This is a genomic window from Caldimonas tepidiphila, assembly GCF_003569765.1.
Lineage (GTDB): Bacteria > Pseudomonadota > Gammaproteobacteria > Burkholderiales > Burkholderiaceae_C > Caldimonas > Caldimonas tepidiphila.
The window spans coordinates 20242-32168 of sequence record NZ_QXMG01000018.1 but is presented as its reverse complement, the minus strand read 5'-3'; the positions used below and the strand labels follow the sequence as shown (position 1 = coordinate 32168).

General features: G+C 75.6%; 8 protein-coding genes. 7 read left to right on the top strand and 1 reads right to left on the bottom strand.

Annotation, left to right across the window (positions count from 1 at the left end; genetic code table 11):
* Positions 1-342: 342 nt before the first annotated feature.
* Entirely contained in the window at positions 343-2100 is a 1758-nt protein-coding gene (locus tag D3A59_RS13285) for a GH39 family glycosyl hydrolase (protein WP_157991527.1), read from the bottom strand.
* A gap of 377 nt (positions 2101-2477) precedes the next feature.
* Between D3A59_RS13285 and D3A59_RS13280 the strand changes: the two genes are divergently transcribed.
* The 7 genes from D3A59_RS13280 to D3A59_RS13250 are packed head-to-tail and all read left to right on the top strand — an operon-like array spanning position 2478 to position 11911.
* Positions 2478-5816 (top strand): hypothetical protein, encoded by a 3339-nt coding sequence (locus D3A59_RS13280; protein WP_157991526.1) that lies wholly within the window; start codon positions 2478-2480, stop codon positions 5814-5816.
* A 31-nt stretch (positions 5817-5847) separates the two neighbouring features.
* Positions 5848-6219 carry a DMT family transporter gene (locus tag D3A59_RS13275; protein WP_119155421.1) on the top strand — a complete coding sequence of 124 codons (372 nt, stop codon included), beginning with the start codon at positions 5848-5850 and terminating at the stop codon, positions 6217-6219.
* Positions 6216-7448, top strand: coding sequence for a glycosyltransferase family 4 protein (locus tag D3A59_RS13270; RefSeq protein WP_119155420.1), 1233 nt, complete (start codon positions 6216-6218; stop codon positions 7446-7448). The genes D3A59_RS13275 and D3A59_RS13270 overlap by 4 nt, the downstream gene beginning before the upstream one ends.
* A complete protein-coding gene (locus D3A59_RS13265; protein WP_119155419.1) occupies positions 7448-8572 on the top strand; it encodes a glycosyltransferase family 4 protein in 1125 nt (374 codons plus the stop codon). Before D3A59_RS13270 ends, D3A59_RS13265 begins: the two co-directional genes overlap by 1 nt.
* The gene (locus D3A59_RS13260) at positions 8569-9729 is read left to right on the top strand and encodes a glycosyltransferase (RefSeq protein WP_119155418.1); all 1161 of its coding nucleotides are present in this window, start codon (positions 8569-8571) and stop codon (positions 9727-9729) included. Before D3A59_RS13265 ends, D3A59_RS13260 begins: the two co-directional genes overlap by 4 nt.
* Positions 9698-10558: a WecB/TagA/CpsF family glycosyltransferase gene (locus tag D3A59_RS13255; RefSeq protein ID WP_119155417.1), complete on the top strand. Its 861-nt coding sequence runs from the start codon at positions 9698-9700 to the stop codon at positions 10556-10558. The genes D3A59_RS13260 and D3A59_RS13255 overlap by 32 nt, the downstream gene beginning before the upstream one ends.
* A 30-nt stretch (positions 10559-10588) precedes the next feature.
* On the top strand, positions 10589-11911 hold the full coding sequence (locus D3A59_RS13250; protein WP_119155416.1) for a UDP-glucose dehydrogenase family protein: 1323 nt from the start codon (positions 10589-10591) through the stop codon (positions 11909-11911).
* The last annotated feature ends 16 nt before the right edge of the window (positions 11912-11927 follow it).

Genomic DNA, 11927 nt, shown 5'->3' with positions numbered 1-11927 from the left:
TTCGACGGCCCGCGCCGGTCCTGGCCGCGCGCAAGGGCGGGCTCGACGGATCGGGGCGGGCTGCAAAAGGGGATCGCTTCATCGCGGCCGCGCACGGCCGTGGATTCCCCGCAGGCGTTGTCAGGCAGGCAGCCTGAGCGCTGGGCGCCTTGGCGATGCCGGGCTATCGGATGGGGCGGCGTCCCACTGAAGCCGCTTCAGGCACTTGCCGGGCGTTTCCGTGAGAAATTGAAAGTTTTCGGCCGTTCAGGCGTCCCGCTGCTTCGGCGAGAGGGGTGGCGGCCAGAAGAAAAGCCCGGTGCGCCTTGCGGCGACCGGGCCGGGCAGGCCGCGGCGGGGGCGCTACTGAAGCAGCATCGGTGCCTCGGTCACGACGACGCGGCCTCCCTCCAGCCGCGCCGCGCGGCCGTCGAGGCGGCGCAGCCGGGTGCTGCCCCATTCCCTCGGCAGCCGCACCTCGGTGGGCTCGGTGGCCCAGACGATCGAGAAACGCCGCTCGCCGCGCTGCATGCGCAGCACCCAGACCCGCTCGCCGACGTGGAAGGCGTCGAGCACGCGCGCGCCTCGCATCCAGCGCACCGCCTCGGCGCGGCCGCGGCCGGCGAGCGTGGGCGTGCGGAAGTCCCCCTCCAGCAGTGCCTCGCCGGGCCAGCGCCCTTCCCAGAAGTAGTAGTCGAACCGGGCGACGCCCGCGGACCACATCAGCAGCATCGCGCGCGCGTGCAGGCCGAGCTGCTCGTCCTCGCCCAGCCGCATCGGCGAGCAGTCGCGCAGCCGCTTGTTGCACACCAGACCGCCCTCGGTGTTCCACAGCGGCTTGTCCGCGACGCCGTGCTGCCGCATCAGCTGCCGCACGTTCGCGATCGCCGGCAGCAGCGACTCCGGCGCGCTGTCGTAGTACCAGTGGAAGGCGATCACGTCGACGTGGCGCCCGCCCCCGGCGGCGAGGAAGCGGTGCAGCCAGCGCAGCCCCTGGCCCATCGTCAGCCCCGGCGAGACGAGCACGTTGGCCGGGTCCGCCGCCTTCAGCTCCTCGCGCGCGACGCGGGCGAGCTCGACCATGCGCTCCACCGAGCCGCGGTAGAAGATCGAGTGGTCGGGCTCGTTCCACAGCTCCCAGTGGCGGATGCGGCCGGCGTAGCGCCGCGCGAGCGTGCGCACGTAGCGGCGCCAGTCCTCGGTGTCGCGCGGCGGCGCCGCGTGGCCGCGGCCGTAGGGGCTGTGCGAATCCGGCTCGGTCGAGGCCCAGCGCGGCGTCTGGCCGAGCACGAGGAGCGGCTGCGCGGCGCGGCCCACGCGCCGCACGTGGTTCACGTACAGGTCGAGCCGCCGCCACGCGGCGTTGCCGAAGTTCCAGCCGCCGGGCTCGGGCTGCAGGTCCTTCCAGGTGGTGCGCGTGTCCCACAGCCGCACGAAGCCGGGATCGAAGTCCGGCCAGTTCAGGTGCTGGCCGAGCCGCATCAGGTGCACGCCGAAGAAGGCATCGGGCACCGGCTGCGTCAGCGCCGGGCCGAAGGCGCCGCCCGGCGTCTCGCGCACCGCGGGCCGCCCGGCGAACACGTCCACGCCCTCGCCGAGCACGGCGACGCGCAGCGAGGCCGGCGCGTCCGACAGCGCCCAGCCCTCGAGCCGCACCGTCTGCGGCGTGCGCCCGAGGCGCAGCGTGCGGATCGCGTACGGGTCCCAGGGCGGCTCGTCGCGCCGCAGCATCACCTCCACGTCCACCGGCGCGGCGGCGCTCAGCGTCAGCTCGGCCTGGTAGGCCCGGCCCTTGCGGAAGGGCAGCGGCCAGAACAGGTGCGCGTCGCTGCCGCGGGCGCGTTCGACGATGCGCAACCGGTGGCGCGGCGTCGAGCCGCCTTCAGCGCGCAGCGTCTCGAACTCGTGGCGCGGCGCGGGCTGCCCCCAGGCGTTGATGCGCGGCCCGGGCAGCTCGAGCGGGCGGGCCGCCGCCATCGCGCGCTCGCGCCCGCCGCCGGCCGCCGCGCCCGAGCTCGCCGGCAGCTCGACCAGCGCGGCGGCCGGCCGCGCGATGCCGGCCAGCAGCGCCAGGCCCAGCAGCAGCGCGCGGCCGCACCGCAGCGCACTCCATCGACTCACGCTCCGCGCCTCCTTCGCCGGCCGGGGAACGGACTGCACGCGCAGGGCGGGCGCGGCCGGGAGGCGCCCGCCGTCGAGGGCGCGGATACCGCCGCAGATCATGTCGCGCCGCACGCGCACGCAGGGTTTGCAAATGTGAACGGGGGGTGACCGCCCCCCGGCTAGAGGGGGACCGGCAAGGAAAGCGCTCCCTAGACTGCCCCGCAGGAGAAACCCATGAGTGACTTGCCTGGGAACACGCCCTCGGCACGGCAGGGCGTTCATGTCGTGCGGCCCGTCGGTGCCGAAGCCTTGCCCCAGACCGGTGGCGGCCCGTCCGTGCGCGCGTCGTCGCGGGCGGTGCAGCGGCTCGCCGCGCGGTGGCGATGCAGGAACCGGTGAGTCTGGAGTTGCCCCGCAGCGCCGCGCGCCCGGCAGCCGCCTGGGAGGCCTCGTCCGCGGCCTCGGTGGTCTGCCTGGTGCTGGCGCTGCTGGCCTTCGCCACCGCCTTCGCGCTCGGCGAGCAGGCGCCGACGCGCCTGTTCGCGCCCGAGACGCTGCGTCCCGGCACCGAGGCCGGGGGCGGCTGGTTCGGCACCGAGCCGCTGCGCGCGCTCCTCGAGCTGAGCGACCCGGACGTGGCCCCGCGTCAACTGCAGCCGGCGCTGCCGCTGCTGGTGCAGCCGCTGGTCGGGCTGCTGCAGGCGCTGCTGTCGATCGACGCGCGCACCGCCGTCGCGCTGGGCTCGGGCGCGACTGCCGCCGGCACCGTGGCGCTGATGTTCCTGACGCTGCGGCGGCTCGGCCGCGACGTCGCCGAGGCGGCGCTCGCCTGCCTGCTGATGCCGGCCTCGGCCGCCTGGCTGTTCTTCCACACCGTGCCGTCGGCGGCGCCGCTCGGCGCCTTCACCGTCCTGCTGGTGCTGTTCGTCGCGGCCGGGCCGCCCCTGGCCTCGCCGCGCAGTGAGGCGCTGCGCCAGGGCCTGCTCGGCGCCGCGGTGCTGTCGGTCGAGGCGGCCAACGCGCTGCTCGCGGCACTGCTCGGCTTCGCGCGGCTGCGCCTGCCGCTGGCGCTGGCCGCGCTGGCCGGCGCGCTCGCGCTGGTGCTGGCGCTGGCGCTGGGGGGTCTGCAGTTGCAGCGCGCTGGCTCTCCCGCCGAGCCGGACGTGGCGCAAGCGGGGCGCGGCACGCCCTTCGTCGAGGGCGCGGGGCCGCTCTCGGTCGCCAAGGGCCTGGTGCTCGACCCGCTGCTCGCGCCGCAGCCGCGGCCGGCGGGTGCCAATCCCTACTGGCAGGGCCTGAGCATGCAGCATGCGCTGCCGGGCAGCGGCTCGCCGCTCGGCGCGCCGGCGCTGCTGCTGTGGGCCGTGCTGCTGGCGCTCGGGGCGATCGCGCTGCGCCGCAGCCCGGTGCCGCGCGCCGTCAAGCTCGTGCTCGTCGGCGGCCTCGCCGGCCAGGGCCTGCTGCAGCTGCTGCGCGGCGAGGAGACCTTCCTGCACGCGCCGCAGGTGCTGCCGCTGCTGGTGCTGCTCGCCTCCTTCGCCTTCGAGTGGGCGGCGATGCGCCGCGGCCTGCTGCTCGCCGCGCTCGCGCTCGTGGTGCTCGCCGGCCTGCACAACAGCCGCGTGCTCGCCGCGAGCCTCGAGCATGCCGCGGCGCAGGGCTCGACGCGCACCGCTCTGCTGGAGGAGATCGCGCGCCGCCCGCTCGGGCCCTGGCCGCGCGGGCAGGCGCACCTGCTGCTCGGCGCGCCGGGCGCCCCCCTGGCGAGCAAGGCCTACCTCGAGCCGGCCGGCGCCTTCTCGCCCTGGGTGGGCTCCTTCGGGCTGTCCTTCTGGCTCACCGACGAGGACGGCACGCTGCTGCAGCCGGCCGAGGCCATCCCGCTCGGCCGCACCCTGCAGCGCCTGCGGCTCGAGGCGGGACGCTGGCCGGGCGCGGACTTCGAGACGCCGCTGTACGCCGGGCGCTGGCAGCAGCAGCCCGGCGGCGACTGGCTGCTCGAGCTGCGCCCCGCGCCGCTGCAGCCGGGCCAGCGGCTGGAGCTGGTGCTGCGCTCGGTGGGGCCCGCCGGCGGCCCGGTGCACCGGCTGGAGGCGAGCGGCCGCACGCTGCGCGTCAACGGCCGCTGGGCGCTCGATCTGCCGGCCGGCGCCGCGTGGGGGCTCGGCGACGAGCAGCAGGGCTTGCGCGCCGGCTCGGACGGGCCCGGGATCGAGAGCGCCGCAGGCTGGGGCCATGCGCGCGCGGTGCTGCCGCCCAACGCGGGGACGGTGCGCGTGCGGGTGCGGCGGCTGCTGCCGCCGGTGCCGGCGGAGGACCTGGCGGCCCGCGTGCCGGTGTTGCGCCTGCCCGACCAGGACTTCGCCGCGAGCGTCGCCGCGCAGGTGCAGCACCTGGCGATGTCGCTCGAGGGCCGCGAGACCCGGCCCGGCGACCCGCTGCACCACGCCGGCGCCTCGCTGCGCGAGGGCGCCTTCGTCGTCGCGGCGCTGGCGCGCGCGGGCAACCTCGCGCTCGCGCGGCGCCTCGCCGCCGACCTTGCCGAGCGCGACTTCTTCGGCGCGCAGGGCAGCGAGGCCGACGCGCCGGGCCTGGCGCTGTGGGCGCTGGAGGAGGTGGCGACCCGGGTGGCGGATGCGGACTTCGACCGCGAGCTGTGGCCGCATGTGCGGCGCAAGGCCGGGTGGCTGCTCGACTGCGTCGGGGCGGGCTCGGCGCTGCTGGCCGAGCCGCAGGGCCCGATCGCCGCGCGCCGCGTGCGCGCCGCCGAGGCGCGGCTGCTGTGCCTGCCCGCGCAGCAGGGCCTCGTCGCCGGCCGCGTCGAGGGCGGGGTGCCGCGGCTCTACCTCGGCGCGCTGGCCTTCCGCGGGCTCGCCGACGCCGCCGCGCTCGCGCGCCGGCTCGGCCACGAGGCCGAGGCCGCGCGCTGGAGCGAGGCCGCCGGGCGGCTGCGCGCCGACTGGAACGAGCGGATGAAGGCCCCCGGCGCCGGCCAGCCCGGCCTCGCCGAGCTGGGCCGCTGGCTGCGCGCCGGCGCGGTGGCCCAGGGGCTCGACGGCGCGCGCCACGCCGCGGCCCTGTGGTCCGCCAGCCGCGCCGCCGGCGGCGACCTGCGCGACGTGCGCACGCAGGCGAGCGCGCTGTGGCCGGCGCGCGTCGTCGCGGACGAGGCCCGGGCGGAGTTCGCCGAGCGCCTGAAGGCACGCGGCTTGCCCGATGCGGGCGGCGACGGGCCGCCGCCGCGCCAACCGCATCTCGACATCGCGCTCGCGCACCAGTGGCTGCTGCTCGGCGAGCCGGCGCCGGCGCTCGCGACGCTGCGGCGGCTGTGGGCGCTGCAGGTCGCGCCCGGCGCCTACAGCTGGTGGGACGGCGAGGGCGAACCGCAGGGCGCCAACGGCTGGCAGGCGGTGCGCGGCTGGGTCGAGCCGCCGCACGTCACGCCGCACTACCGCACCGCGGCCGAGCTGCTGGCGCTGCAGCTCGACATGCTGACCCGCGAGGACGACGAGGAGGGCGTGCTGATCGGCGCCGGCGTGCCGCGCTCCTGGCTGGACCAGCCGCTCGCCGCAGGTGGCATCCACGTGCGCGGCGCGCGCGTCGACTGGCGCTGGCAGGACGGGCGCATGGAGGTCGAGGTGCGCGGGCGGCCGCTGCGCGTGCGGCTGGCCGCCGTCTTCCCCCCCGACACGCCGCTGGCGGTGCGCCACGTGGACGCGCCGCGCGGCTCCTGAAACCGAGAGAAAGACCCGGGAGGTCCCGACGATGAATGGCAAGGCCCTGATGTTGATCTGTGCGAGCGTGATGCTCTCGTCGCTGGCGCAGGTGGTGCTCAAGCTCGGCATGTCCCGCCCCGGCATGCGCGGCCCCTTCGAGAGCTTCGCCGCCACGCTGTGGGCCTTCGGCAGCAACCCGGTGCTGCTCGGCGGCATGGCGATGTACGGGCTCGGCGCGCTGGCCTGGCTCGGCGTGCTCGCGCGCATGGAGGTCAGCGCCGCCTATCCCTTCGCCGGGCTCGGCTTCGTCGTGACGATGGCGCTGGGCTTCCTGGTCTTCGGCGAGGCGCTGACCGCGCCGCGGGTGCTCGGCACCGCGATGATCGTCGCCGGCGTCGTGCTGGTGGCGCGCTCGGCATGAAGCCCCTGAGCCCCCCCACCGCCCCCCGCGCCGCGGCGGCCGTGCCGCAGGGCCCGCGCGTCGCGGTGTTCGACCAGGCGGTGAGCGCGCGCAGCCCGGCGGGCAGCTGCGTGATGGCGCAGGTCGCGGGCCTGGCCGCCCGGCACCGCGTCACGGTGTTCTCCGACCGCTGCGAGCTCGCGGGCGAGCCCGGCGTGGAATGGGTGCGCGTGCCGCTGCCGCGCGGCCCGGTCCTGCTGCGCTACCTGCTGTTCCAGGCGGCCGCCCCCTTCCTCTACGGCTTCTGGCGGCTGCGCGGCCACCGCGCCGACTGGGTGCAGACCACGCAGGGCCAGTTCGCGCGCGCCGACGTCGTCTACGCCCACTTCTGCCACCGCGCCTACCTAAAGGGGCCGTGGAAGAGCTCGCCGGTGCGCGGCCTGCGCCGCGCGGCGCGCTGGTGCAACCACGCCTTCAACGCCTTCTTCGAGCGCCGGGCGCTGGCGCGCGCGTCGCGCATCGTCGTGCCGTCGCTGGGGCTGGCGCGCGAGCTGGCGCGCGAGTACCCGGGCACCTCGGCGCGGCTCGTGACGATCCCGAACCCGGTCGACGCCGATCACTTCGCGATGCCGGCCGGATTCGACCGCGCCGCGCAGCGCCTCGATGCCGGCCTGCGCGAGGACGCGCTGGTGTTCGCCTTCATGGCGCTCGGCGACTTCGCGAGGAAGGGCCTGCCGCTGGTGCTCGAGGGCCTCGCCGGCCTGCCCGAGGCGCTGCGCGCGCAGGCGCAGGTGCTGGTGATCGGCGGCGGGCCGGACGAGATCGAGGAGTTCTCGCGCCGTGCCGAGGCGCTCGGCCTGGACGGCGCGGTGCGCTTCGCCGGGCTGCAGCAGGACGTGCGGCCGTGGCTGTGGTGCGCGGACGTGTTCGCCTTCCCGTCGGCCTACGAGGTCTTCTCGCTCGCGATCCTGCAGGCGGCGGCAGCCGGCCTGCCGGTGCTCACGAGCCAGGGCCTCTACGGCGCCGAGGAGTTCGTGCGCCCGGGCGTCAACGGCTGGCTGGTCGAGCGCAACGCGGGCGCCGTCGGCAGCGCGCTCGCCGAGGCCATCCTCGGCCGCGAGCGGCTGCCGGCGCTCGCGCAGGGCGCATGCGAGTCGGTGCGGCGCTATTCGCGCGAGGCCTTCGTCGCGCGCTGGTCGCGCGTCTACGCCGATCTCGGGCGCTGGTCGGTGCGCTGGGGGGAGGGCTGATGGCCGAGGTCGCGATCGTGCAGCGGCGCATGACGGGCTACCGGCTGCCGCTGTTCGAGCAGATGCGCGAGCGCCTGGCGCGCCGCGGCATCCGGCTGCGCGTGCTGCACGGCGACCCGACTCCCGAGGAGGCGCGCAAGCGCGACGGCGGCGAGCTGCCCTGGGCCGAGCGCTGCGCGACGCGCTACCTCGCCGGCGGGCGGCTGTGCTGGCAGGACTTCGGCGCGCTCACCCGGGCGTGCGAGCTGGTGATCGTCACGCAGGAGAACAAGCTCGCCTACAACCTGGTGTCGATGACGCTCGAGCGCCCGCGCCGGCTCGCCTTCTGGGGCCACGGGCGCAACCTGCAGAGCGACTCCCCCGAGGGCCTCAGGGAGCGCTTCAAGCGCTGGACCACGACGCGGGTGGACTGGTGGTTCGCCTACACCGGCCTGAGTCGCGAGCTGGTGCGCGCCGAGGGCTTCCCCGAGGAGCGCATCACGGTGCTCGACAACGCGGTCGACACCGCGGAGCTGCGCCGGCTGCATGCGGCGATCACCGCGGCCGACCGCGAGCGCGTGCGCCGCGAGCTCGCGCCCGGCGCGGGGCCGGTGGGCGTCTTCGTCGGCTCGCTCTACGCCGACAAGCGCCTGGGCTTCCTCGTCGAGGCCGCGCTGCGGCTGCGCGCGCGCTTTCCCGGCTTCACGCTGCTCGTGGCCGGCGACGGCCCGGACCGCGGCCTCGTCGAGGCGGCGGCGCGCGCCCACCCGTGGATCCGCGTGCTCGGGCCCCGCCACGCCCGGGACAAGATGGAACTGCTCGCGGTCTCGGACGTGATGCTCAACCCCGGCCTCGTCGGCCTCGGGCTGCTCGACGCCTTCGTCGCCGGGCTGCCGCTCGTGACCACCGACTGCCGGCTGCACTCGCCCGAGATCGCCTACCTCGAGTCGGGCCGCAACGGGCTGATGACGCCCGACCGCCTCGACGCCTACGTCGACGGCGTCGCCGCGCTGCTCGCGCAGCCGCAGCGGGCCGAGGCGCTGCGCGCCGGCGCGCGCGCGAGCGCGGCGCGCTACACGATCGAGAACATGAGCCAGCGCTTCTGCGAGGGCATCGAGCGCTGCCTGAAGGAGCTGCGCCGATGAGGATCGTCGTCGCTCACAACGCCTACCAGAAGCGTGGCGGCGAGGATGCGGTCGCGGAGGCCGAGATCGAGCTGCTGCGCGCGGGCGGCCACGAGGTGCGCGTGTTCGGCCGCCACAACGACGAGGTCGCGGGGCAGGGGCGCGTGACGCTGGCGGTGCAGACGCTGTGGTCGCGCCGCACCAGCGAGGAGCTGCGCCGTCTGCTCGAGGAGTTCCGCCCCGACGTCGTGCACGCGCACAACACCTTCCCGCTGATCTCGCCCTCGCTCTACTGGGCCGCCGACGCGGCGCGCGTGCCGGTGGTGCAGACGCTGCACAACTTCCGGCTGCTGTGCCCGCAGGCGATGTTCCTGCGCGAGGGGCGCGTCTGCGAGGACTGCCTCGGCAACGTGCCGTGGCGCGGCGTGCTGCGCGGCTGCTACCGCGGCTCGGTGGCGCAGAGCGCGGTGCTCGGCAGCAGCGTCGTGCTGCACCGCGCCGCCGGCACCTGGGCGCACAAGGTGGCGCGCTACATCGCGCTGAACAACTTCTGCCGCGACAAGTTCGTGCAGGGCGGGCTGCCCCCCGGGCGCATCCGCGTCAAGCCCAACTTCGTCGCGCTCGACGCGCGGCCGCAGTGGGAGCACCGCGAGGGCGGGCTGTTCGTCGGGCGGCTGTCGCCGGAGAAGGGCCTGGGCGTGCTCGCCGACGCGGCGGCCGAGCTGCCGCGGGTGGCGCTGACCGTGGTCGGCGACGGCAAGCTCGCGCCGCAGGCGAGGGCCGCCTTCGGTCCGCACTGGCTGGGCTTTCGCCCGCCCGCCGAGGTCATGGAGCGCATGCAGCGCGCGCTCTACCTGGTCGTGCCGAGCCTCTGGTACGAGAACTTCCCGCGCACGATCGTCGAGGCCTTCGCCTGCGGCCTGCCGGTGATCGCGAGCCGCATCGGCGCGCTCGCCGAGATCGTGCGGGACGGGCGCACCGGGCTGCTGTTCGACCCGGGGCAGCCGAGCGACCTCGCGAGCAAGCTCGCCTGGGCCGACGAGCACCCCGAGGCGATGAAGCGGATGGGGCGCGCCGCGCGCGCCGAGTACGAGGCGCGCTACACGCCGGCGCGCAACCTGGAGCAACTGCTGGAGATCTACCGTGATGCGATCGCAGACCTTCCGCTCGCAGCCTGAGCGGCGGCGCGAGTCGCGGCCCTGGGGCGGCCCGGAGCGCAGGCAGCGCGAGCGCCGCGACGGCCGCCGCCGCGGCGCGCCGGTGCTCGGCGCCTTCATCGACGCGCTGCCCTGGGACGGCGCGGTCGCGCGCCTGATCGAGTGGGGCGCGCGGCGCGAGTCGCGCTATGTCTGCATCTGCAACGTGCACTCGGTCGTCACCGCGACGCAGGACCCGGAGTTCGGCCGCGTCGTCAACGAGGCCGACCTCGCCACCGCCGACGGCGCGCCGGTGGCCTGGGCGCTGCGGCGCTTCGGCCACGCGACGCAGGAGCGCATCAACGGCCCGGACCTGATGTGGCGCTACCTGCGCGAGGCCGAGCGGCTCGGCCAGGGGGTCGCCTTCTACGGCGGCACGCCCGAGACGCTCGCGCGGCTGCGAGAATCGCTGCTGCGGGTCTTTCCGCGGCTGCGGATCGGCGCGCTGATCTCGCCGCCCTTCCGCGCGCTCACCGAGGCCGAGGACCGCGCCGACACCGAGCAGCTCAACGCCTCGGGCGCCGCGGTGGTGTTCGTCGGCATCGGCTGCCCGAAGCAGGAGAAGTGGATGGCGGCGCACCGCGGCCGCGTGCGGGCCGTGATGGTCGGCGTCGGCGCCGCCTTCGACTACCACGCCGGCACCGTGCGCCGCGCGCCGCCCTGGATGCAGCGCCACGGCCTGGAGTGGTTCTACCGCCTGCTGAGCGAGCCGCGCCGGCTGTGGAAGCGCTACCTCGTCACCAACAGCCTGTTCGTCGCGCGCATGCTGCCGAGCCTGCTGCGCGGCCGCCGCACGCCGCCGCGTGCCTGACCCCTTGCAAGACCCCGAAGGAAACCAACCATGAAAGTCACCGTCGTCGGCACCGGCTATGTCGGCCTCGTCACCGGCGCCTGTCTCTCCGAGATGGGCAACCACGTGATGTGCCTGGACCTCGACCCCGAGAAGATCCGCGTGCTCAAGGAGGGCAGCCTGCCGATCCACGAGCCCGGGCTGCTCGAGGTGGTGCAGCGCAACGTCGCGGGCGGCCGGCTCGAGTTCACCACCAGCGTCGAGGCTGCGGTCGCGCACGGCACGATCCAGTTCATCGCGGTCGGCACGCCGCCGGACGAGGACGGCTCGGCCGACCTGAAGTACGTGCTGGCGGCGGCGCGCAACATCGGCCGGCTGATGACCGACTTCAAGGTGATCGTCGACAAGAGCACGGTGCCGGTGGGCACCGGCGACCGCGTGCAGGCGGCGGTGCGCGAGGAGCTCGACAAGCGCGGCGTGAAGCTCGACTTCGCGGTCGCCTCCAATCCAGAGTTCCTGAAGGAGGGCGCCGCGGTGGCCGACTTCATGCGCCCCGACCGCGTCGTGGTCGGCGCCGACGACGAGCGCGCGGTGCTGCTGCTGCGCGCGCTCTACGCGCCCTTCATCCGCAACCGCGAGCGCATGATGGTGATGGACATGCGCAGCGCCGAGTTCACGAAGTACGCCGCCAACGCGATGCTCGCCACGCGCATCAGCTTCATGAACGAGCTCTCGCGCGTGGCCGAGAAGCTCGGCGCCGACATCGAGCTGGTGCGCCAGGGCATCGGCAGCGACCCGCGCATCGGCACGAGCTTCCTCTACGCCGGCTGCGGCTACGGCGGCTCCTGTTTCCCGAAGGACGTCAAGGCGCTGATCCGCACCGCGGCCGAGGCCGGCGAGCCGCTCGCGCTGCTGCAGGCGGTGGAGGAGGTCAACGAGCAGCAGAAGCAGGTGCTGGTGAGGAAGATCGTCGCGCGCTACGGCGAGGACCTCGCGGGCAGGACCTTCGCGCTGTGGGGCCTGGCCTTCAAGCCCAACACCGACGACATGCGCGATGCGCCCAGCCGCGTGCTGATCTCCGAGCTCGTCGCGCGCGGCGCCAAGGTGCAGGCCTACGACCCGGTGGCCGCCGACGAGGCGCGGCGCGTGCTCGCCGGCGTGCCCGGCGTGGCCCTCGCGGAATCGGCGCGCGAGGCGCTCGAGGGCGCCTGCGCGCTGGTGATCGTCACCGAGTGGAAGGAGTTCCGCACGCCGGACTTCGACGCGATCCGCGACGCGCTCGCCGACCACGCGGTGTTCGACGGCCGCAACCTCTACGAGCCGGAGCTGATGCGCACGCTCGGCATCGAGTACCACGGCATCGGCCGCGGCTGAGGAGCGGGGCAGGGCG